The 22,324-nt window shown below is 71.9% G+C and carries 19 protein-coding genes and 2 tRNA genes; 9 read left to right on the plus strand and 12 right to left on the minus strand.

Features of this window, described 5'->3' with window-relative positions; genetic code table 11:
• Window positions 1–32: 32 nt before the first annotated feature.
• Window positions 33–1,001 carry an alpha/beta hydrolase gene (locus tag ABZ193_RS03025; RefSeq protein ID WP_020416595.1) on the plus strand — a complete coding sequence of 323 codons (969 nt, stop codon included), beginning with the start codon at window positions 33–35 and terminating at the stop codon, window positions 999–1,001.
• A gap of 12 nt (window positions 1,002–1,013) precedes the next feature.
• Window positions 1,014–1,949 (plus strand): helix-turn-helix domain-containing protein, encoded by a 936-nt coding sequence (locus ABZ193_RS03030; protein WP_020416594.1) that lies wholly within the window; start codon window positions 1,014–1,016, stop codon window positions 1,947–1,949.
• Here ABZ193_RS03030 and ABZ193_RS03035 read toward each other — a convergent pair.
• Window positions 1,931–3,163, minus strand: coding sequence for a serine hydrolase domain-containing protein (locus ABZ193_RS03035; protein ID WP_020416593.1), 1,233 nt, complete (start codon window positions 3,161–3,163; stop codon window positions 1,931–1,933). The two genes, ABZ193_RS03030 and ABZ193_RS03035, sit on opposite strands and share 19 nt — an antisense overlap.
• Before the next feature lie 60 nt (window positions 3,164–3,223).
• Between ABZ193_RS03035 and ABZ193_RS03040 the strand changes: the two genes are divergently transcribed.
• The 5 genes from ABZ193_RS03040 to ABZ193_RS03060 are packed head-to-tail and all read left to right on the plus strand — an operon-like array spanning window position 3,224 to window position 8,791.
• A complete protein-coding gene (locus ABZ193_RS03040) occupies window positions 3,224–4,216 on the plus strand; it encodes a LacI family DNA-binding transcriptional regulator (protein WP_354708665.1) in 993 nt (330 codons plus the stop codon).
• Between the two features lie 27 nt (window positions 4,217–4,243).
• Window positions 4,244–5,527 (plus strand): sugar ABC transporter substrate-binding protein, encoded by a 1,284-nt coding sequence (locus ABZ193_RS03045; RefSeq protein ID WP_063710134.1) that lies wholly within the window; start codon window positions 4,244–4,246, stop codon window positions 5,525–5,527.
• Between the two features lie 9 nt (window positions 5,528–5,536).
• Complete coding sequence (locus ABZ193_RS03050) at window positions 5,537–6,424, plus strand: sugar ABC transporter permease (protein ID WP_354708667.1); 888 nt, start codon at window positions 5,537–5,539, stop codon at window positions 6,422–6,424.
• Window positions 6,417–7,238, plus strand: a complete 822-nt coding sequence (locus ABZ193_RS03055; protein ID WP_020416589.1) for a carbohydrate ABC transporter permease — start codon at window positions 6,417–6,419, stop codon at window positions 7,236–7,238. Before ABZ193_RS03050 ends, ABZ193_RS03055 begins: the two co-directional genes overlap by 8 nt.
• Before the next feature lie 11 nt (window positions 7,239–7,249).
• Window positions 7,250–8,791, plus strand: a complete 1,542-nt coding sequence (locus tag ABZ193_RS03060; protein ID WP_020416588.1) for an FAD-dependent oxidoreductase — start codon at window positions 7,250–7,252, stop codon at window positions 8,789–8,791.
• A gap of 169 nt (window positions 8,792–8,960) precedes the next feature.
• Here the strand turns inward: ABZ193_RS03060 and ABZ193_RS03065 are convergent, their stop codons facing one another.
• On the minus strand, window positions 8,961–9,521 hold the full coding sequence (locus tag ABZ193_RS03065; protein WP_020416587.1) for a TetR/AcrR family transcriptional regulator: 561 nt from the start codon (window positions 9,519–9,521) through the stop codon (window positions 8,961–8,963).
• A gap of 128 nt (window positions 9,522–9,649) precedes the next feature.
• Here ABZ193_RS03065 and ABZ193_RS03070 point away from each other — a divergent pair, with 128 nt between their 5' ends.
• A complete protein-coding gene (locus ABZ193_RS03070) occupies window positions 9,650–11,218 on the plus strand; it encodes a GMC oxidoreductase (protein WP_020416586.1) in 1,569 nt (522 codons plus the stop codon).
• Window positions 11,219–11,363: 145 nt separating this feature from the next.
• On the opposite strand, the gene ABZ193_RS03075 is transcribed toward ABZ193_RS03070, so the two are convergent.
• The 10 genes from ABZ193_RS03075 to ABZ193_RS03120 form a co-directional block, all read right to left on the minus strand.
• Entirely contained in the window at window positions 11,364–12,554 is a 1,191-nt protein-coding gene (locus tag ABZ193_RS03075; protein WP_020416585.1) for a cytochrome P450, read from the minus strand.
• Window positions 12,555–12,913: 359 nt separating this feature from the next.
• A tRNA-Val gene (locus ABZ193_RS03080) sits at window positions 12,914–12,988 on the minus strand.
• A 1-nt stretch (window position 12,989) separates the two neighbouring features.
• Window positions 12,990–13,065, minus strand: a tRNA-Gly gene (locus tag ABZ193_RS03085).
• A gap of 436 nt (window positions 13,066–13,501) precedes the next feature.
• Window positions 13,502–14,317: a siderophore-interacting protein gene (locus ABZ193_RS03090; RefSeq protein ID WP_237337320.1), complete on the minus strand. Its 816-nt coding sequence runs from the start codon at window positions 14,315–14,317 to the stop codon at window positions 13,502–13,504.
• Between the two features lie 43 nt (window positions 14,318–14,360).
• Window positions 14,361–15,425, minus strand: coding sequence for a VWA domain-containing protein (locus ABZ193_RS03095; protein ID WP_354708670.1), 1,065 nt, complete (start codon window positions 15,423–15,425; stop codon window positions 14,361–14,363).
• Window positions 15,426–15,744: 319 nt separating this feature from the next.
• The gene (locus ABZ193_RS03100) at window positions 15,745–16,614 is read right to left on the minus strand and encodes a MoxR family ATPase (protein ID WP_354708671.1); all 870 of its coding nucleotides are present in this window, start codon (window positions 16,612–16,614) and stop codon (window positions 15,745–15,747) included.
• Window positions 16,604–17,485 (minus strand): XdhC family protein, encoded by an 882-nt coding sequence (locus ABZ193_RS03105; protein ID WP_354708673.1) that lies wholly within the window; start codon window positions 17,483–17,485, stop codon window positions 16,604–16,606. The genes ABZ193_RS03100 and ABZ193_RS03105 overlap by 11 nt, the downstream gene beginning before the upstream one ends.
• Window positions 17,485–19,839, minus strand: coding sequence for an aerobic carbon-monoxide dehydrogenase large subunit (locus tag ABZ193_RS03110; RefSeq protein WP_354708694.1), 2,355 nt, complete (start codon window positions 19,837–19,839; stop codon window positions 17,485–17,487). The genes ABZ193_RS03105 and ABZ193_RS03110 overlap by 1 nt, the downstream gene beginning before the upstream one ends.
• Before the next feature lie 23 nt (window positions 19,840–19,862).
• Window positions 19,863–20,378: a (2Fe-2S)-binding protein gene (locus ABZ193_RS03115; protein WP_354708674.1), complete on the minus strand. Its 516-nt coding sequence runs from the start codon at window positions 20,376–20,378 to the stop codon at window positions 19,863–19,865.
• Window positions 20,379–20,382: 4 nt separating this feature from the next.
• Window positions 20,383–21,264 carry a xanthine dehydrogenase family protein subunit M gene (locus ABZ193_RS03120; protein WP_237337325.1) on the minus strand — a complete coding sequence of 294 codons (882 nt, stop codon included), beginning with the start codon at window positions 21,262–21,264 and terminating at the stop codon, window positions 20,383–20,385.
• A 115-nt stretch (window positions 21,265–21,379) separates the two neighbouring features.
• Here ABZ193_RS03120 and ABZ193_RS03125 point away from each other — a divergent pair, with 115 nt between their 5' ends.
• Complete coding sequence (locus tag ABZ193_RS03125) at window positions 21,380–22,315, plus strand: LysR family transcriptional regulator (RefSeq protein ID WP_020416579.1); 936 nt, start codon at window positions 21,380–21,382, stop codon at window positions 22,313–22,315.
• The last annotated feature ends 9 nt before the right edge of the window (window positions 22,316–22,324 follow it).

A 22,324-nucleotide genomic window follows, 5' to 3' on the forward strand; every position in this document is an offset into this window, starting at 1 on the left:
GGTGTTCCCCACCGTCGTGACCAGGAGGCCCGATGACCACCAGCGCCCCGTACGGCCCGCCACCGGCGTTCGACCCCGAAGCCGCGGCCATGCTCGACGTCATCGCCGAGCAGGTCCCGCCCGCGATCCTGCCGGACATGATCCCCGCGATGCGCGAGGGCATGGGCGCACGCCTGCTCTCCGACGACGAGCTGAGCCAGGACGGCCGCATCGAGCTGGTGGACCGTCGGGTGTCGGACGAGGTGTCCGTGGTCGTCGGCCGACCCACCGGGCTGCACACACCCGCGCCCGCGATCTACTGGATCCACGGTGGCGGCATGGTCGTGGGCACCAACCGCGTCGGGCTCGACGAGCCGCTGGCCTGGGCGCTGGAGCTCGGGCTGGTCGTGGTGTCGGTGGAGTACCGGCTGGCGCCCGAGCACCCGCACCCGGTGCCGGTCGAGGACTGCTACGCCGGGCTGCTGTGGACCCGCGAGCACGCCGCCGAGCTGGGCATCGACCCGTCCCGGCTGGTCGTGGCCGGGGGCAGCGCGGGCGGTGGGCTGAGCGCGGCCGTCGCCCTGATGGCCCGGGACCGGGGCGGTCCGCGGCTGAAGGGGCAGCTGCTGGTCGCGCCCATGCTGGACGACCGCAACGAGACCCCGTCGACGCACCAGATGAAGGGGCTCGGCGTGTGGGACCGCACGTCGAACGACACCGGCTGGACGGCGCTGCTCGGCTCCGCGCGCGGCGGCCCGGACGTCTCCCCCTACGCCGCCCCGGCGCGGGCCACCGACCTGTCCGGGCTGCCGCCGGCGTTCATCGACGTCGGCTCGGCGGAGTCCTTCCGCGACGAGGACGTCGACTACGCGCGGCGGATCTGGCTCGCGGGCGGGTCGGCCGAGCTGCACGTGTGGCCGGGCGGCTACCACGGGTTCGACTCGTTTGCGCCGCAGGCGGAGATCTCCCGTGCCGCGAAGGCCGCGCGGGTGCGGTGGCTGCGCCGGATCCTCGCCGAGTGACACCATGGACCGGTGAGAGAGCTGGCAGGGCGGCTGGCCGCGCTCGACCCGGAGGCGGGCGCCGCGGTCAAGGTGATCGCCTACTTCGACCGCCTCGTCGACGGGCACGCCGGGCTGGAAGCGCTGGTCCGCGGGGCGGCCACCCTCGCCGGCTGCGCCGCCCGGCTGGAGGTGCCCGGCAAGCGGGTCCGGGTCTCGGCCGACGGGCGGCGCTCGGACCTGGACACCCCGGTCGATCCGGCTTGGCCCGGTGTGGACGGGCTGTGGCTGGAGCGGCCGGGCCCGCCCTCGGCGGTGGACGCGATGGTCCTCGAACGCGCTGCCGCCGCGATCCGGCTCGTGCTGGAGCGGGACCGGGTGCCGGAGCCCGTCGAGGTCGTGCTGGACGGCACCGCGTCCCCGCAGGCCAGGGAGAAGGCGGCGCGGCGGCTGGGGTTGGGGGCGACCGCACGAGCCATCGCCTACGCGGACGGCACGGCCGGGGTGATGATCACTCCGCCTGCCGGGGCGCGCGCGGGCATCGGTCCCCTGGTGCCCGTGCTCGACCTGCCGTCGTCACTGGCCGCGGCCAGGACGGCGGTGCGGTTCACCGCCGAGGGCACCACCGAGGACCCGGGGCCGCGGGTGGTCCGCGCGGACGAACTGGGCGGGCTGGCGGTGCTCGCCGAGGCGGTCGGGCCAGGTAGCGAACCGGTGCCGGACGTGCGGTCCCTGGAGCGTGCGGCCGCCTCGGCGCCGTGGATGCTCGCCACGCTCGACGCCGTGGCCACCAGCGCCAGCCTGCGCGCGGCGGCCGCCGCACTCACCGTGCACCACTCGACGTTGCAGGACCGGCTGGCCCACGCGGAAACCCTGCTGGGCTGGTCGGTGCACGATCCGTCCGGTCGCCTGCGCCTGCAGCTCGCGCTGGCGCTGCGGCGGCTGCACCGTCAGTCGACGACCGCCTGATACACCAGCTGCCGCAGGTGCTGCCGGATCGGGTGGGTGCTGGACGGCAGCAGCTGCGTGAAGAACAACGCGGTGATCTCCGCGGCCGGATCGACCCAGAACGCGGTGCTCGCCGCGCCGCCCCAGGCGAACTCGCCCTCGCTGGACAGGGTTTTCGCCTTCACCCGGTCGGTCAGGACGGAGAACCCGAGCCCGAACCCGAAGCCGTGGAACGGCATTTCGGCGAACAGCGGCCTGCCGTAGGCCTCCAGGTCCACACCGCCGGGCAGGTGGTTGCTCGTCATCAGGTCGACGGTGCGCGGGCCGAGCAGCCGGACGCCGTCGAGTTCACCGCGGTTCAGCAGGAACTGGGTGAACCGGTGGTAGTCGGCGGCCGTGGACACGAGCCCGCCACCGCCCGACAGACAGGCGGCCTTCTCCAGCCCGGACCGCCCGAACGAGTCGTTGCGGACAGCCTTGCCGGTACCGGGATCCGGCACGTACAGCGCGGCGAACTTGTCCGTGGAATCGGTGGCGAAACCGGTGTTGCCCATGCCGAGGGGCTCGAAGACGCGCTGTGCGAAGAACTCGTCGAGCGGCTGCCCGGACACCACCTCGACGAGCCGGCCGAGGACGTCGGTGGCGACCGAGTAGTTCCACTCCGCACCGGGCTGGAAGACCAGCGGCAGCTCAGCCCACCGCCGCGTGCACTCGGCCAGGTCGGCGCCGGGCGGGGTCCCCCACTCGAAGCCGTTGGCGCGGTAGATCGCGTCGACCGGGTGCGCGTGGTGGAAGCCGTAGGTGAGCCCGGCGGTGTGGGTGAGCAGGTGCCACACGCGGATCGGCTCGGTGGCCGGTTCGGTGAAAGGTTTGAGCGCGGAGCCCTTGACGTACACCCGCGGCTCGGCGAACTCGGGCAGCCAGCGGGCGATCGGATCGGTGAGTTCGAAGGCGCCCTCCTCGTAGAGCACCATCGCGGCGACGGACGTGACCGGCTTGGTCATCGAGAAGATGCGCCAGCGGGTGTCCACTTCGACCGGAAGGCCCGCTTCGACGTCCCGGTGCCCGCGCCGGGCGACGTAGGCGATCTTGCCCCGCCGCGCGACCACGGCCAGGTACCCGGGGAGCAACCCGTCGTCGACGTACCTGGCGAAGTGCCCGTCGATCCGGTCCAGCCGCCGCGCGTCGAACCCCACCTCGGCGGGGTCGGTGTCCACCTTCAGCTCCGTCGCCATGATCTCGTTCTACTCCAGCCGGGCTTGACAGACCAGATCTGCGGCTGACATCGTTTAGTTATGCGCATAACTGGCCAAGGCAGGCCACGCCGTGTCTCACAGGCGGACATCGCGCGCCGCGCCGGGGTCACCCAGGCGGCGGTGTCGCTGATCCTGCGCGACAAGGCGACGACGATCCCGGAGGAGACCCGGCAGCGGGTGCTCGCCATCGCCAGGGAGATGGGCTACCGCGCCGATCCGCTCGCGCGGCGCCTGGCCAAGGGGCGCAGCCAGCTGCTCGGGATCTTCACCTACGAGCGCGTGTTCGGCACCGCGCAGCGCAGCCTCTACCACCCGTTCCTGCTGGGCATCGAGGAAGCCGCCGAGGAGTCCGGGAACGACCTGCTGCTGTTCACCAGCGCCGCGATGTCCGGGCCGGTGCGCAGCATCTACGCCGGCGGCGAGAACAAGCTCCGCCTGGTGGACGGCGCCGTGCTGCTCGGGCGGGACGAGATCCCCGCCGACCTGGAGCAGCTGGTCGCCGAGGAGTACCCGTTCGTGTTCATCGGGCGGCGGTTCCTCGACGACGGGCGCGAGGTGCCCAACGTGTCGCCGGACTACCGGGGCGCGGGGCGGGTGCTGGCCGGCCGGATCGCCGCGCTCGGGCACCGGGAAATCCTTTACGTGGGCGCGAATTTCGGTCTGCCCGCCACCGCCGACCGGCTCGCCGGACTGCGCGACGGCGACCTCACGGTGTCGGAGTCCTTCCCGAAGCTCGACGAGATCTCCCCCGCCTTCGTGCGGGAACTGCGCGAAAGCGGGGTCACCGTCGTGGTCGCGGAGAACGTCGGCTACGCCGAGGCGGTGCGCGCGGTGGCCGCGGACCTGCCGATCGCGGTCGCCGGGATCTCCGAGGAGAGCGAAGACGACTTCTGGTCCGGCTACGGCATCCCCGGCCGGCTGGTCGGCCGCCGCGCGCTCGAACAACTGCTCGCCGCGCTGGACGGTGGCGGCACTGCGATCAGCACCGTCGACTGCCCGCAGCGCGAGGGGACCACGCTCACCCGCGCCTGACACTGCCGACCCCAACGGAGAGGTTGCATGAGAAAGCGATGGGGGCGCCTGTTCGCCGTGTCCGCGGTCGCGTTGACCGCGGCCTGCGGGATCGGCGACCGAGCCGGCGCCGACACCGTCACCATGACGGTCTGGACGTCCAACCAGGAGCAGCTCGGCCTGCTCAACCGGCTCGCCGGGGAGTTCTCGGCCCAGCACGGCGGTACGCCGGTGCGGATCCAGACGGTGCCGCAGGCCGACTACACGACGAAGGTGTCCGTCCGGCTGGCCGGTGGCGACCCGCCGGACCTGGGCTGGCTCGGCGCGCCGGACGCGGTCGGCATGGCCGCCACCGAGGTGCTCGCCGACGTCGGGCCCGCCCTGCGCGCCGACCCCGCCTACCGGCTGGGCGACTTCGTGCCGAGCGCGTTCACGAACTGGCGGAACGGCGACGCGGTGTACGGGGTGCCGTTCTCCACCAGCCCGTTCTTCGTGGTCTACAACCGGGACTTCTTCGCCCGCGCAGGTCTGCCCGAACCCGCCGAGCTGGCCGCGCGTGGCGAGTGGACGTGGGACCGGCTGGCCGCCCTCGCGCGCGAGCTGCAGCCGACGTTGCCGGGCGGCAGCTATGTGTTCCAGAGCAACGAAGGCAGCTTGTACGGGCCGCTGCCGGTGTCGTGGCCGACGCTGGACCCGCTGCTACGGGCTTACGGCGCGCGCTTCTCTTCGGGCGATCAGTGCACAATGGACTCGCCGGAAGCCGTGCGGGCCATCGACACCCTGCACCGCATGGCGTTCACCGACAGCACTGCGGTGCCGCCCGGCGCGCAGGCGGACTTCTACGCCGGGAACGCGGCACTGACGATCACCCAGCTCTCCCGGCTGTCCCAGCTGAAGGGCGCGAAGTTCCAGTACGGCTTCGCCCCGCTCCCCGCCGGCCCCGGTGGTCAGCCACAGGTGACCGGGCAGGCCGGGCTGGTGGTGTTCCAGCAGGCGCCGCACCGGGACCTGGCGATCGAGTTCCTCAAGTTCCTCACCAGCGAACGCTCGATGCGTGAGCTCGCCCGGTTCTTCCCGCCGCCGCGCCAGTCCGTGCTCGCCGACGCCACGCAGGTCTACGCCGGGAGCGCACTGCCGCCGGACGCGATCACGAGCATCCTCGTGCCCGGCATCACCGAGGGGCAGGCGTTCCAGTACCCGCCGACGTGGCCGGAGATCAAGACCGCGGCGCAGCCGGTGTTCGACGAGCTGTGGTCACCAGGCGCGAACGTGCCTCAGGCGCTGTCCGAGCTGTGCGGCGAGGTCGGCCCGCTGCTGCGCGAGAAGAGTTAGGGAGGGATCGTGGTCGCACGGCGACGCGTCCGCGAGACGCTGACCGGTTACCTGCTCATCACCCCGCAGATGATCGGGTTCACGCTGTTCGTGCTGGTCCCGCTGGTGTCCGTCGTGGTCCTGTCGTTCACCCACACGGACCTGCGTTCGGGCGTGTCGAAACCAGCAGGCTGGGAGAACTACCGGGAACTGCTCACCGGGGACGCCACGTTCTGGCACTCGCTGGCGGTCACCGGGGTGTTCGCGCTCGGGCTCGTGGTGATCAACGTGGGGTTGTCGCTCGGCCTCGCGCTCGTGCTCCACCGGCGCCCGCCGGGAGCCGAGGTGTTCCTCACGCTCGCCTTCCTGTCCGTCATCACCTCGCAGGCGGCGTGGGCGCTGGTGTGGCGGTTCCTGTTGCAGGGCAAGGGCGGCGGGGTCAACGAGTTCCTCTCGGTCTTCGGCATCACCGGCCCGAACTGGCTGTTCGAGGCCCAGCCGTCGCTGGTGGCGGTGACCGTGGTGGCGGCGCTGAAGACGGTCGGGCTGAAGGCCGTGATCTTCCTCGCCGCCCTGCGCAACATGCCGTCGGAGACCTTGGAGGCGGCACGGCTGGACGGCGCGAGCGAGTGGCGGGTGACCAGGCACATCGTGGTGCCGCTGATCGCGCCCACCACGCTGGTGGTCGTGCTGATCACGTTCATCGGGTCGTTCCAGGTGTTCGACTACATCCAGCTGATGACGCACGGCGGGCCGGCGCACGCGACGTCGGTGCTCGCCTACTACCTGTACGAGCAGGCGTTCCAGCTGTTCCGGACCGGTTACGCGAGCGCGATCGCCGTCGTCCTCTTCGGACTGACGCTGCTCCTGGTGGCGGCGCAGTGGTGGGCGCGCAGGAAGTGGGTGCACAGTGAGTAGCCGGGTACTGCGGTACGCCTTCCTCGTGGTGCTGTGCGTGCCGCTGGTGTTCCCGTTCCTGTGGATGATCACCAGCGCGCTGAAGCCGCCCGGGGACGTGCTCGCGTCGCCGCCGCAGCTCATCCCTCGCGACATCACGCTGGACAACATCCGGGACGTCTTCGCGTTCCAGCCGTTCGCCCGGCAGATCTACAACAGCCTGTACATCGCCGTGCTGGTCGCGTTGTTCACGTGCGCGCTGTCGCTGCTGTCCGGCTACGCCTTCGCGCGGCTGCGCTTCCCCGGCCGCAACGTGATCTTCTTCCTGTTCCTGAGCGCGCTGATGCTGCCGGTCGAGGTCACGCTGATCCCGAACTTCACCCTGATGAAGGACCTCGGGCTGGCCGACACGCACGTGCCGCTGCTGGCGCTGCCGGTGTTCGGCGCGACCGGGGTGACCGGGATCTTCCTGATGCGCCAGTTCATCCAGTCGGTCCCGGTCGAGCTGGAGGAGGCGGCGATGATCGACGGGATGGGCCGGGCGCGGATCCTCTGGCACCTGATCCTGCCGCTGACCCGCCCGATGCTCGGCACGATCGGCATCATCGCGTTCCTGTACAGCTGGAACTCGTTCCTGGAACCACTGGTGTTCGTCAACCGCAGCGAGCTGTACACGGTGCCGCTCGCGCTGACCGCGCTCACCGACACCAGCGGAAACCCGTTGTGGGGGCCGCAGATGGCGGCGACGGCGATCTCGACCGTGCCGCTGGTGATCGCCTACCTGGTGGCGCGGCGGCAGATCACCGAAAGCCTCGCCCAGACGGGCGTGAAGTGAGAGGGAGGGCAATGCGTTCCGACTGCGAGGTGCTGGTCGTCGGTGGCGGTTGCGGCGGGGTGGCCGCGGCCCTGGCGGCGGCGATGCTCGGCAGGCGGGTGGTGCTGACCGAGGCGACCGGGCGGCTCGGCGGCCAGCTGACCACGCAGGCGGTGCCGCCTGACGAGAACGCGTGGGTGGAGACGTTCGGGGCCACCCAGTCGTACCGGCTGATGCGGTCCCGGGTGCGGGACCGGTACCGGGCGGACCCCCGGCTGGGCGCCGAGGCGCGCGCGGTGCGGGAGCTGAACCCGGGCGAGGGCTGGGTGAGCGCGCTGTGCGCGGAGCCGGTGGTCGTGGGCGAGGTGCTGGACGAGCTGCTCGCGCCGCTGGTGCGCGCGGGGAACCTGGAGATCCGGTGCCACCACACGCCGGTCGGCGCGGTGACGACGGGCGACCGGGTGGACGCGGTGGAGTTCGCGTCGCCGGAGGGTGTGGTGTCGCTGAGCGCGTCGTACGTGATCGACGCGACCGAAGAGGGCGATGTCCTGCCGCTGGCGGGGTGTGAGCACGTGCTCGGGTCGGAGAGCGCGGACGAGACGGGCGAGCCGCACGCGCTGGACGGGCCGGCCGATCCGTTCGACCAGCAGGCGCTCACCTGGTGCGCCGCGCTGGAGTGGGACCCGGACGGCTCGCACGTCGTGCCGCGCCCCGACGACTACGACTTCTGGCGCGGTTACCGGGCGCCGTTCTGGCCCGGCCCGCAGCTGGGGTGGGCAACGCAGGAGCCGGAGACGGGCGAGCCGTTGAGCCGCCCGTTGTTCGGCGAGGGACAGGACCTGTGGCGGTTCCGGCGGATCCGGAGTGGACGGTTGTGGGACCCGCCGCGGCCGGACGTGACGCTGGTGAACTGGCCGCAGATCGACTACTGGCTGGCGCCGGTGACCGGGGTGGCGCCGGAGGAGCGGGCGGCGCGGCTGGCGCAGGCGCGGTCGCTGACGTTGTCGTTCGTGCACTGGCTGCAGACCGAGGCGGGGTATCCCGGGCTGCGCCTGGCCGGGGAGCCGCTGGGCACCGCGGATGGGTTGGCGCTCGCCCCGTACGTCCGGGAGAGCCGCCGCATCCGGGCCGAGTTCACGGTGCTGGAGCAGCACGTCGGCGTGGAGGCGCGTGCCGGGATCGGGCAGGCCGAGCAGTTCGCCGACAGCGTGGGGATCGGTTGCTACCGGATCGACCTGCACCCGAGCACCGGGGGCCGCGGGTACCTCGACATCGCCTGCCACCCGTTCCAGATCCCGCTCGGCGCGCTGCTGCCGGTGCGGGTGGAAAACCTCCTGGCGGGTGGAAAGTGCCTCGGGGTGACGCACGTGACGAACGGGTGCTACCGGCTGCACCCGGTGGAGTGGAACACCGGCGAGGCGGCCGGGGCGCTGGCGGCGTTCGCGCTGGAGAACGGAGTGCCTCCGCGGGCGGTGCGCGCGCAGCCCGGTCTGCTGGCGGACTTCCAGGCCCGCCTGGCGAAGCTCGGAGTGCCGCTGGAGTGGCCGGAAGGGGTGCGCGGCGTGGTGCGGTAAGAGCCGCAAAGATCTGTCTTTCGGTAGATGTGCGACGGTTTGCGCCCTCCTAAACTGATCAGCGGAACCGAAGCCACAAAGGACAGAAGGAAGACCATGGCCTCGCAGCAGTCCACGATCATTCCGTGCCGCACCGGCGATCTTGGCAACGGCGTGCGACCTGCGCCGCTCAACGCACCGGCGCCACCGCGAAGAACCCATCCAGCACGACATCCACCACCCGCCGCACGGCGCCGTCCCCGTGCACAGCGGCCGATCCCGCCGCGACCGCCGCTTCCACCATTTCGAACACCAGCAACAGGTCCGTCGGCTGCACGTCCGCGCGCAGCTGCCCATCGGCTTGCGCGCGCCGGAAAGCCGGGGTCAGGATCGTGATCAACGCGTCCGCCTTCTGCTGCTGGTAGCGCACCGGCAGCTCCCGGAACAGGCGGACCAGCGGACGCCGGGACACCTGCATGGCCAGCACCATCGCCAGCAGTTCGCGGAACGGACGGGGCGCGGCCTCCTGCTGCTTCACCATCCGGCGCAGCGCCCGCAGTTGCTGCGCCGCGACCGCCAAGCCGAGCGCGCGGCGGTCGGGGAAGTGCCGGTAGACCGTCGCGCGGCCCAGGCGCGCCCGGCGGGCGATCTCCGCGAGCGGGACGACGTCCACGCCCTCCGCGAACGCCTCGTCGGCCACGCGCAGGATCGTCTCGCGGTTGCGCAGGGCGTCGCTGCGGTGCGGGCTCAACTCCGGCGACCTCGCATCAGCCGGATGCTACTGGCGAGTAGTGAGATCCGCAAATCGTTCCATGTCTCGGTTCACCTCCCTAAACTCCCGCCCGTCACCGAACCCGCACCGACCGCAACGGAGGACCCATGCCCGCTCTGAGCCGCCGCACCGTGATCAAGGGGGCGGCCGCCGCCACGGGCCTGACCCTCCTGCCGAGCGCCGCGTCCGCGAGCCGCGTGCCGGTCACCCGCGAGGAGCACCGGGTGGTGGTCATCGGCTCCGGCTTCGGCGGCGGCGTGACCGCCCTGCGGCTGGCGCAGGCCGGGGTGCCCGTGCACGTCCTCGAACGCGGCATCCGCTGGCCAACCGGACCGAACGCCGAGACCTTCCCCCACCCGACCGCGCCGGACAAGCGGATCTTCTGGCTCGGCTCCGAGCCCAACCTGTTCGGGCTCGTGTCGTTCCCGTTCGAGCGCTACACCGGACTGCTGGAACGCGTGCCGGGCAACGGCATGGACATCATGTGCGCGGCCGGCGTCGGCGGTGGATCACTGGTCTACCAGGGCATGACGCTCCAGCCGACGGAGGAGGTGTTCAACGCCAACTTCCCCGAGCAGCTCGACTACGCGCGCATGGCCCAGGTGTACTACCCGCGGGTGGCGAGCATGCTGCGCATCGCCACCGCACCGGACGAGCTGATCGCCAGCCCGACCTACGCGGCGGCGCGGATCTTCGCCCGCAACGCCCGGGTGGCGGGCCACTCGGTCGAGAAGATCCCGATGCCGATCGACTGGAGCTACGCCCTCCGCGAGCTGAAGGGCGAGATGAAACCGTCCTACACCAACGGCGACTGCGCGTTCGGCGTCAACAATGGCGGCAAGCACTCGGTCGACGTCACCTACCTCGCGGCGGCCGAGGCCACCGGCCGCTGCACCGTCGCGACCCTGCACAACGTCACAGATGTGGCGATGGCTCCCGACGGGCGCTGGCTGATCCACGTCGACCGGATCAACACGGGCGGCGTGGTGCTCGAGAAGAAGGTCCTCACCGCGAACGCGCTCGTGATGGCGGCCGGCACGGCGAACACCACCAAGCTGCTGATGCGCGCGGGGGCCACCGGCGGGATCCCGGACCTGCCGGACGGCCTCGGCACCAACTGGGGCTCCAACGGCGACCAGATCTACACGTGGACCAGCCTCGCCGACGACTTCGGCTCCCCGCAGGGCGGTCCGGTCATCTACGGCAGCAAGGAGTGGGACGACCCGGCACTGGCCAACACGGTCATCCAGGCGTCCATCCCGCCGCTGCCGAACCTGCGCACCACGATGCTCGTCGGTTATGGCGTGAGCGCGGGGCGCGGCCACTTCGTCTACGACCCGGCCAAGGACGACGCGGTGCTGCAGTGGCCGGGCCACGCGGACGCCAAGGTGGCGCAGCGCATCCACGAGCGGATCACCGACATCGGCGGAGCCACCGCGGTCAAGCTCAACACCACGACGCTCGTGCCGAGCACGTGGCACCCCCTCGGTGGCGCGTCGATGGGCACGGTCTGCGACCTCGCCGGCCGCGTGATGGGCCACCGCGGACTCTACGTGCTCGACGGCGCCCTGATGCCGGGCAACACCGCGGCGTGCAACCCGTCCATGACCATCGCCGCCGTCGCCGAACGAGCCCTGGACGAGATCGTCGCCCAGGACGCGGGCACTGTCTTCTGAGGAGGCCGATGAAACACCCCGCCCGCCCGCGACGATGCTCGCCAGCGCCGTGCCCATGGAAACGCCACCCTCGAGCTCAACACCACCACGCTCGCGCTGAATACCTGGCGCCCACTCGGCTACGCATCCGTCACTGTGCCACTGATCAATCCCAGCTGACCGGCAGCCGGTGCACGCCGTAGATGTTCATGTCGTGCCGCAGCGGCACCTCGTCGGCCGGGACGGCCAGGCGCAGCGTCGGGAAGCGGGCGAAGAGCGCGGGGATGGCGACGCGCATTTCGACGCGGGCCAGCTGCTGTCCCAGGCACTGGTGGATGCCGTGGCCGAAAGCCAAGTGCCCGGCGGCATGCCGGCGCAGGTCGAGCGTGTCCGGCTCCGGGAACCGCTCCGGGTCGCGGTTGGCGGCGTTCGCGGCGATGGTCACCGTCTCGCCGGCCCGGATCACCTGGCCGTCCAGCTCGACGTCCTCCAGCGCGGCGCGGACACCGGTGTGGGCGATGGTCAGGTAACGGAGCAGCTCTTCGACCGCGCTGTCCGCCAGGGCCGGGTCGTCGCGGAGCACGGCGAGCTGGTCCGGGTGGCGCAGCAGCGCGAAGGCGCCCAGCGCGATCATGTTGGCAGTGGTGTCCAGGCCGGCGCCCAGCAGGAACGTGCCGATGCCGGACAGTTCCTCGTCGCTCAGGTCAGTCGTGGTGAGGTCGCCGAGCACGTCGTCGGTGGGCTCGGTGCGCTTGTCCCGCACCAGGTCACGCAGGTAGTCCTGCAGCGCGCCGTACGCGGCGAACTGCTCCTCCGGCGTGCTCTTCGGGGCCATCAGCGCCGTCACCTGGGTGTGGAAGAACTCGCGGTCGGCGTAGGGCACGCCGAGCAGCTCGCAGATCATCACTGCGGGCACTGGGCGCGCGTAGGCCTGGACCAGGTCCACTGAGGGCCCGTGCTGTGCCATGGCATCCAGGTGCTCGGCGGTGACTTCTTCGACCCGGTCGGTGAGCTGACGCATCCGGCGGACGGTGAACTTCCCGGCGAGCAGCTTGCGGTAGCGGGTGTGCTCGGGCGCGTCGATGCCGGTGAGATCGCCGACCGGTGCCGGCGGGATGTCGCCGTCCAGGCCGGGCAGCGGGTAGTGCATGAGCTCGTACCGCGAGGTGAACCGCGAGTCGCCGAGCACGGCGCGGGCCTGGGCGTGGCCGGTGACCAGCCAGCCGCGGTGCCCGTCGGGGTATGACATGCGCACGAGGGGCCGCCGCGCCCGGATCTCGCCCAGTTCGGCGGGCGGATCGAAGGGGCAGCCGGTGGCACGGGCGGTGGGCAGCGAGGTGAGTTCGTCCTGTTCCATGACCGCAGCGTGCGGGCGGCCGGTTTCACCGCGGCTTCAGGACGGTTTCGGCGCCGAAGTGACGCGGCCCGGCAGCGCCTGGCACCGGCGAGGCCGTGGGCCTGCAGTGACCGGGCCGCACACGCTTCCGGCCCGCCGGACCGGACAGATGATCGAATCGCGGTGGGCACGGCTCTGTGCCGGCTGCACAGGGTGACCCTGGCGATGGCGTCGGAGAAAGTCCCACTGCTTCCCGCGCCGAGGACCCGGCAGGGCTGCCGGTGCGCTTCACCGCGGCGTCCGTGCCCCCCGAAACGAGAACGGCTGCCGCGCTCAAGCGTGGCAGCCGTTCCCGGAAAGCCGATGTCCACAAGGGACTGTGGTGCGCGATACTGGGATTGAACCAGTGACCTCTACCGTGTCAAGGTAGCGCTCTCCCGCTGAGCTAATCGCGCGTGGAGCGGACGACGGGATTCGAACCCGCGACCCTCACCTTGGCAAGGTGATGCGCTACCAGCTGCGCTACGTCCGCGTGTGGCGCCGGGTTCCGGCGCCGGAAGAGAGAATAGCCGACGGGCCGGCCGGCCTCGCAACCACCCGGCGTAACCGGCCCGCGCAGCCCGTCACGAGCGGCCGCCGCAGCCCCGCCACTAGCGGCAGGCGCAGCCCGCCATGAACGGCAGGCACAGCCATCACGAACGGCAAGCGCAGCCCGCCACAAGCAGCCGCCGCAACCCCGCCACAAGCGGCCGGCGCTATCCGCCACGAACGGCAGGCACAGCCATCGCGAACGGTCGGCACAGCTCGCCACAAGCGCCGGGCGCAGCCCCTCACGAACGGTCGGCGCAGCCCATCACGAGCAGCCATCACAGCCCTCCACGAACGGCCGCCGCAGGCCGTCACGAGCGGCCGCCGCAATTCGCCACGAACGGCCGGTGCAGCCCGCCACCAGCGCCCGCCGCTGACCGTCACGAACGGCCGGCGGCCTCCTCGGCGGCGCGCTCCGCGGCCTTCTCCGCCCGCCACTCCTCGTCCGTCTTGCCCCGGCGCCAGTAGCCCGAGATCGACAGCAGGTCCTTGCGCATCCCGCGCTCGCCGAGCAGGTACCGGCGCAGCTCCCGGACGAAACCGGCCTCGCCGTGGACGAAGGCCTGCACCGTGCCCGGCAGGAACTCCAGCGCGCGCACGGCGGCCACCAGGTCGTCCCCGGCGGAACGGTGCAGCCACTGGATCTGCGCGTCCCCCTTGGTGGCGAGTGGCTGTTCCTCCGCCGGGTCCGCCACCTCGACGAACACCCGCACCGGCACGCCGGCCGGCATCATCTCCAGCGCCACCGCGATCGCGGGCAGGGCGCTCTCGTCGCCGACCAGCAGGTGCCAGTCGGCCTCCTCGCCGGGGGCGTAGGCGCCACCGGGGCCGGCCAGCAGCAGCTCGTCCCCCGGCTGGGCGGCCGCCGCCCACGGGCCGCCGAGCCCCTGGTCGCCGTGGTGCACGAAGTCCAGCGCCAGCTCGCCGGCGCGCGGGTCGTAGTAGCGCACGGTGTAGGTCCGCATCACCGGCCACTGCTCGCGTGGCATCTCGGCGCGGATGACGCCCATGTCGAACGGCGTCGGGTACTCCACACCCTCCTGCGGGAACAGCATCTTCACATACGCGTCGGCGAACTCGTTCGGCTGGAAGTCGGCCAGCCCTGGCCCACCGGCGACGATGCGGATCATGTGCGGTGTCAGCCGCTGGGTGCGCAGCACCCGCAGCCGGACCGCCGGCCGGGACTTGCCTGCCATACGCCGCTCCTCACTCCCGTTCAGCGTCTGCGCTTAGGCTACCCTAATCCCGCCCGGAGTAACCGCCGATGGCGGTCAGCAGATCTTCGATCGCATCCAGCCGGTGGGCGCTGACGACGGCGTCGCAGTACGGCCACGCCGCCGCCATCCCGCCGGTCGACGGCCGGAACCGCGGGCTGGCCGTGCGCGGGTTGGCCCACACGATCCGGTACGCGAGCCGCGACAACCGGGCCATTTCGCGGCCCAGCCGCTCGGGGCTGCCGGTCTCCCATCCGTCGGACAGGACGACCACCACCGCTCCGCGCGCCATCCCGCGCACGCCATGGGTATCCAGGAACTCGCCGAGTGAATCACCGATCTTCGTGCCGCCCGACCAGTCCGGCGCCTCCCGCCCGGCGTCGGCCAGCGCCGCCGAGGGCGTCCGCTGCAGCACCCGGGTCAGCCGCGTGAGACGGGTCGCGAACGTGAACACCTCGGCCCGCGCGCCACCCGCGGCGCACACCAGCAGCTGCAGCAAGGCCTGCGCGTAGGGCTCCATCGACCCCGAGATGTCGCACAGCACGACCAGCTTCCGCGGCTTCTCGCGCGACACCCAGCGCCGCAACCGGACCGGCTCGCCCCCGGTGCGGCGCGCCACGCGCAACGTCTCCCGCAGGTCGGCGCGCCGCCCGCCGGGCGAAACCCGCTTCCGCCGCGACCGCCGCAGCGGGGTCGCCAGCCGGAACTCGCTCATCGCGGCCCGCAGCTGCGCCAGCTCCGCGGGTTCGAGCGTGCCGAAGTCGCGGGTCGCCAGCCGGTCCACCGCGCTGCCCGCGGTGGGCGCCCGCACCTCCCGCGACGGCCCCGTCGATTCCCCAGCGCTGAAGGCCCCGCCGGCGCCGGCCTCGGGCAGGGGGAAGACGGTGGCGAACACCCGGGCCAGGATTTGCTCGTCGGCCGGGGACGAGGTGAGGGTTGCCAGCGCGCACAGGTACAGCTCGCGCGTGCGCTGCGGCGACACGAGCATCACCGCCCGGGCGAAGCGGGCGGCCCGATCCGCGCCGACCGCCAGGCCTGCCGACCGCAACCGCTCGCACAGCCGCGCCGCCAGCTCCGCCAGGTCACTCACGCGGCACCACCGGCGGGCTCACTCACCGACCACCTCCACGAGACGCGCCACCGCGGGGCCGGCGGGCTCACTCCCTGACCACCTCCACCGGCCGCTCCACTACCGCGCCCGCTGGATGTGGCCGCCGCACCGGCACCGAGGAGAACGCCCCACGCGGGCCAGACCGCCAGGCTGACTCACCAACCACCTCCACCAGCCGATCCACCACCGCACCCGCTGGAAATGGCCGCCGCACCGGCACCGAGAACGCCCCCGCAGTCCTCCTCGCACCTCAACACCACGCCGAACCTCCGCACCACCGCGGCCCAGCCCGGCAGCCTCACTCACCAACCACCTCCGCCAGCCGCTCCACTGCCACCGCGCGGTCCTCTTCGTACTTGAGCACCGCGCTCAGCGTCCGCTCCACCGCCGGGCCGTCGACCACCGGCACACCGAGCACCCGCAGCGCCGAGGCCCACGAGATCGCCTCCGCGACCCCCGGCGGCTTGTACAGCCCGAACCCGCGCATCCGCCCCACCGCCCGCGCCACACGCGAGGCGAGCCAGTCCGCCACGCCCGGCACCCGCAACCGGATGACGGCCGCCACCTGCGCCACCTCCGGGTGCGCGATCCAGTGGTACAGGCACCGCCGCTTGAGGGCGTCGTGCAGTTCGCGGGTCCGGTTGGAGGTCAGCACGACCACCGGCGGCACCACCGCGCGCCGGGTCCCCAGCTCCGGGATCGTCACCGCTGACTCGGCCAGCAGTTCGAGCAGGAACGCCTCGAACTCGTCGTCGGCGCGGTCGACCTCGTCGATCAGCAGCACCGCCGGGCGCGGGCCGGGGTGCGTGATCGCCGCCAGCAGCGGCCGCGCCAGCAGGTAGTCGTCGGCGAAGAGGTCGGCCTCCGCCAGCGACTCGCCCCGTGACTCGGCCAGCCGGATCCCGAGCAGCTGGCGCGGGTAGTTCCACTCGTACAGCGCGTCCGAAGAGGACAGTCCCTCGTAGCACTGCAACCGGATCAGCGGCGTGTCCATGGCCGCCGCCAGCGACTTGGCCGCCTGCGTCTTGCCGACACCGGGCTCGCCCTCCAGCAGGATCGGCTGCCGCATCCGGACCGCGAGGAACAGGGCGGTGGCCAGCGCGTCGTCGGTGAGGTACCCGGCGGCGCCGAGGCGCTCGGCGAGATCGCCGACCGTCTCAGGCGTCACCGGTGTACCTGCCCGGTTCGTCGGCGAACGCGTGACGGCACCCGGCCCCGCAGAAGTAGTACCGCCGCCCGCCGTAGGGCAGCTGCACCGCCTCCGGCGTGATCGCGACGCTCATGCCGCACACCGGGTCGACCGCCTCGGCGGCCACCTCGACGTCCTCGGCGGGGCGCCGCGGCGGGCGCGGGCGGGTCGCGATCAGCTCCGCGTACACCGACACCGCGACCTCGGCCGGCGTCCGCGCCCCGATCGGCAGGCCGGCCGGGGTGTGGATGCGGCCGGGTTCGGGCAGCCCCAGCCGCTCCAGCACCGCAGCACCGCGCTTCTCGCTCGCGATCAGGCCGATGTAGGCCACGTCCGCGCGCACCGCCGCCTCCAGCACGCGTTCCTCGTCCCGGCCGTGCGACGCCACGATCACCGCGAACGTGTCGTCGGACAGCTCGGCGCCCACCCGCGTCTCGTAGCCGAGCACGCGGCCGACCGACGCCAGTGCCCGCGCGATCGGCCCGTCACCGTGGATCGCCACCAGCGGCGGCGGCATCTGCGCGTCGAGGAAGATCTCCAGCTCGCCGCCGGACAGACACGGGTTCCCGACCGTCACCACCCCCTCCTCGACCTGCTCGCCCGCGCCCGGCTGGATCCGCAGCAGCGCCGACTCGCCGGTCAGCAGCAGCCGGATCCCCTGCTGCCGCACGGTCGACTCGGCGCAGGACCCGCCGACGAAACCCTCGATGGTCCCGTCGGCGAGCACCAGCGCGCAGTCGCCGGGCTTCGCGCTCGTGGGGCGTTGCGCCCGCACCACCGTCGCCAGCACGAACGGCGTCCGGCCCGCCCGCAGGGACTCCGCGTGCGCCCGCAACTCCTGCCCGTTCATCACGTGATCGCCAAATCTGTCCGGAGTGGACGGTTCTGCGACGCGCGCCACACGGCCGCCGGGGTGAGCGGCATGTCCGCGTGCCGCACCCCGTACGGCTTGAGCGCGTCGAGCACCGCGTTGACCACGGCCGCGGGCGAGCCGACGGTCGCGGACTCGCCGATGCCCTTGGCCCCGATGGGGTGGTGCGGCGACGGGGTCACCGTCTCGCCCAGCTCCCACGACGGGCACTCCACGGCCGTGGGGATCAGGTAGTCCATGAACGACCCGCCGAGGTGGTTGCCGTCCTCGTCGAACGCCATCACCTGCATCAGCGCCATGCCGATGCCCTCGGCCAGCCCGCCGTGCACTTGGCCCTCGACGATCATCGGGTTGATCCGCACGCCGCAGTCGTCGACCGCGACGAACCGGCGCACCTTCACCTGCCCGGTCTCGGGATCGACGTCGACGACGCAGATGTAGGCGCCGAACGGGTAGGTCAGGTTCGGCGGGTTGTAGACGCACGTCGCGTCCAGGTGCCCCTCGACGCCGTCGGGCAGTTCCAGGTCGGAGTGCGCGGCCAGCGCGATCTCCTGGATGGTCTTGCCGGAGTCCGGGTCGCCCTGGACGAACCAGCGGCCCTTCTCCCACTCCAGGTCGTCCGGGCTCACCTCCAGCATCGCCGAGGCGACGATCTTGGCCCGCTCGCGGACCCGACGCGCCACCACCGCCGTCGCCCCGCCGGACACCGGCGTCGACCGGGACCCGTAGGTGCCGAGGCCGAACGGCGTCTGGTCGGTGTCGCCGTGCACGACCTCGATGTCGTCCGGCGAGATGCCCAGCTCCTCGGCGACGATCTGCGCGAACGTCGTTTCGTGGCCCTGCCCCTGGCTCTGGCAGGACAGCCGCAGCACGGCCTTGCCGGTCGGGTGCACGCGCAGCTCGGCGCCGTCGGCCATGCCCAGCCCGAGGATGTCCATGTGCTTGCGCGGCCCGGCGCCGACGGCCTCGGTGAAGAAGCTGATGCCGATGCCCATCAGCGGCCCGTCACCGGTCGCCGCGCGCCGCTTCTGCTCCTCCCGCAGTTCCGCGTAGCCGGCGATGTCCATCGCCTGGCTCAGCGCGCGCGGGTAGTCGCCGGAGTCGTACTCCCAGCCGGTCTTGCTGACGTACGGGAACTGCTCCGGCCTGAGCAGGTTGCGCATCCGCAGCTCCGCCGGGTCCATTCCGAGGTCGTAGGCCAGCACGTCGACCAGCCGCTCGACCAGGTAGACCGCTTCGGTGATGCGGAACGAGCACGCGTAGGCGACGCCGCCGGGCGCCTTGTTGGTGTAGACGCCGGTGACCGCGCAGTGCGCCGCCTCGATGTCGTAGGAACCGGTGAAGACGCTGAAGAACCCGGCGGGGAACTTCGTCGGCTGCGCGGTGCCGTTGAACGCGCCGTGGTCGGCGAGCACCTTGACGCGCACCCCGAGGATCTTCCCGTCGCTGGCGGCCGCGATCTCGCCGTGCATGTGGTAGTCGCGGGCGAAGGACGTGCTCATCAGGTTCTCCGAGCGGTCCTCCACCCACTTCACCGGTTTGCCGGTGACGATGGAGCCGACCACCGCGCACACGTAACCCGGGTAGATGCCGACCTTGTTGCCGAACCCGCCGCCGATGTCCGGCGAGATGACCCGGATCTTGTGCTCGGGCAGCCCGGCCACCAGCGCGTACAGCGTGCGGTGCGCGTGCGGCGCCTGCGTGGTCGTCCACACGGTGAGCTTCCCGGTGATCGGGTCCAGGTGCGCCACCGCGCCGCAGGTCTCCATCGGCGCCGGGTGCACCCGCGGGTACAGCATGTCCTGCGCGGACACCACGTCGGCGCGGGCGAACACCTCGTCGGTGCGCGCGGCGTCGCCTGCTTCCCAGTCGAAGATGTGGTTGTCCCGCTTGCCGTCGATGTCGGTGCGGATCACCGGCGCGTCCGGCTCCAGCGCGCGGCGGGCGTCGACGACGGGCGGCAGCGGCTCGTACTCGACGTCGATCAGCTCCAGCGCGTCGCGGGCGGCGTAGTGGTCGTCTGCGACGACGAAGGCGACCTCCTGGCCCTGGAACCGGACCTTGTCGGTGGCCAGCACGGCCTGCACGTCGTGCGAGAGCGTCGGCATCCAGGCGAGGTTCAGCCCCTCCAGCGTCTGGCCGGTGATGACGGCCTTCACCTTCGGGTGCGCCTCGGCCGCGCTCGTGTCGACGGACACGATGCGCGCGTGGGCGTGCGGGCTGCGCAGCACGGCGCCGTGCAGCATCCCGGGCAGGTTCACGTCGTCGACGTACTGCCCGTGCCCGCGGATGAACCGGGCGTCCTCCTTGCGGTGCATGCGCCCGAACCCCATCGGGGTGTGGTTCTCGGTGGTGGTCACGCGGACACCTCCGCACCGTCCACAGTGCTCTCCTCGGGGACCGCTGCGGCAGCGGTGTCGTGCTCGGCGGCCCACCGGACGGACTTGACGATGTTCTCGTAGCCGGTGCACCGGCACAGCTGGCCGGAAATCGCCTCACGGATGTCCTCTTCGGACGGATCGGGGTGGTGGTCGAGCAGCCAGCGCGCGGTCAGCATCATGCCCGGCGTGCAGAACCCGCACTGCAGGCCGTGGCATTCGGTGAAGCCCTGCTGCACCGGGTCCAGCACGGTGGAGTCGCCGAGCCCCTCGACGGTGCGCACGCGGCGGCCGTCGGCCATCACCGCGAGGACCGTGCACGACTTGACCGGCGCCTCGTCCAGCCACACCACGCACGCGCCGCAGTTGGACGTGTCGCAACCCCAGTGCGTGCCGGTCAGGCCCAGCTCGTCGCGCAGGAAGTGCACGAGCAGCAGGCGGGGTTCGACGTCCCGCGTGTGCTGCTGCCCGTTGACGGTGACCGTGATCTCCATGTGTTCAGGCCTCCTGGCGGTGGTTGCCGTGCCAACGGGTGCGGGCCCGGTGCAGCGCGCGGACGGTGAGGACCTCCGCGAGGTGCCGCTTGTAGTCGACGGGCCCGCGCTGGTCCGGAACCGGTTCGCAGTGCCGCGCGGCGATCCGGCCCGCCTCGGCGAAGCGCTCGTCCACCGCCGGTCCGCCGAGCAGGTACTCCTCGGCCTCCGGCGCGTGGAAGTTCGGCGCGCCCAGCGCGGTGAGCCCGATGCCGACCGAAACCAGTTGCGTGCCTTCGATCCGCAGCTCGGCGCCGGCCGCGGCGACCGCCCAGTCCCCCGCCCTGCGCTCGACCTTCTCGTAGGCCGACGCGGACGAGGAGATCGGCACGCGCAGCTGCACGAGCATTTCGTTGTCCCCCACCACGGTCTGGTAAGGACCGGTGAAGAACTCACGGACCGGCACGACCCGGCGCCCGCCGGGTCCCTCGATCACCGCCTCACCGCGCACGGCGGCGAACGCGGCCGACAGGTCCTCGGACGGATCGGCCTGGCACAGCGAACCGCCGACCGTTCCGCGGTTGCGCACCACGGGATCGGCGATCACCCGCTCGGCGTCGTGGAAGATCGGGAAGTGCTCCCCCACGACCGCCGAGGACAGCAGATCGGCGTGACGCACCATGGCGCCGACGCACAAAGTGCCGTCCTCGACGCTGATCCGGGCCAATTCGGACAGGTCGTTGATGTCGATGAGCGCCTGCGGCTGGGCCAGGCGCAGCTTCATCATCGGGATGAGACTGTGCCCGCCTGCCACGATCCGGCTCTCCGGACCGAACTTCGTCAGCAGACTCAGTGCGTGGGCCACGCTCGTGGCTCGTTCGTACTGGAACTGCGCAGGTACTTGCATGCGCCCTCCCCGGGCATGGATTTTCGGCACAGGGTGCACCCGGTGGGGGAAACCGACAATGGCCGATTAAGGGATCACTTATGTAGGCTGTTCAAGTGATTCGGACCGGTGTGAAATGACGCTCGGTCAGCTGAGTGCCTTCGTCCTCGTGGCCCGGCTCGGCTCGGTCACCGACGCGGCCCGGACCCTCGGTGTCAGCGAACCCGCTGTGTCCCAAGCGCTCGCCGCGCTGCGGCAGCACCACGGCGACAAGCTGATCGTGCGCACCGCCAACGGTATGACGCTGACGCCGGGCGGCAGCCGCCTGCTGCCGATCGCCACACAGATGGTAGCCCTCGGGGCGGATGCCGATGCCGCCGTTCGGGAGGCCAATGGCGTAGCCGAACGGATGCACGTCGTGGTCACGAGCACGATCGCGGAGTTCGTCGCGGATCCGTTGCTCGAAGCGTTCATGCGCCGAACGGGCCAGTCGGTGGACGCCTCGGCGGGGCTGGCCCAGGTGGCGGAAATGCCGGTGCTGGTCACGAACCGGCTCGCCGACGCCGCGCTCGGGCCGCGCCTGGAGGGTGGCGTGGAGAGCGAGCCGGTGTTCCGATGCAACATCGTCGCCGTTGCGGCGCCTGGGTTCCGGCCTCGCGGCGGCCCGGCGCAGTGGCCGTGGCTGGTGGACCCGTCGGGCGCGGACCCGGGCAGCGGGACGGCACAACTGTTGCGCCGCATGGCCGTTCCGGAATCGGCCATCCGCGTCTTCCCCAACCAGACGGCGGCGTGGTCGGCGGCGGCCAATGGCAGCGGGGTGTCGCTGGCCTTCGAGCACCTGGTGGCGCCGCAGCGGCGCAGGCACGAACTGGTCGTGCTGCCGACGCCGGTCACCCCGCGGACGGAGTACTGGCACCTGACCACGTTGCCGCACAACCGGTGTTCCACCGCGGCGAACTCGTTGCGGCACTTCCTCGGCACCCCGGCGGCGATGCAGGTGATGCGCGCCCCCGGCGCCGGGGTGCCGCCGTCCCGCTTCCGGCCACCGGTCTACGTGACCATCTGGAGCTGACGGCGGCCC

The sequence above is a fragment of the Amycolatopsis sp. NPDC006125 genome, from assembly GCF_040614195.1.
Taxonomy (GTDB): Bacteria; Actinomycetota; Actinomycetes; order Mycobacteriales; family Pseudonocardiaceae; genus Amycolatopsis_E; species Amycolatopsis_E tucumanensis.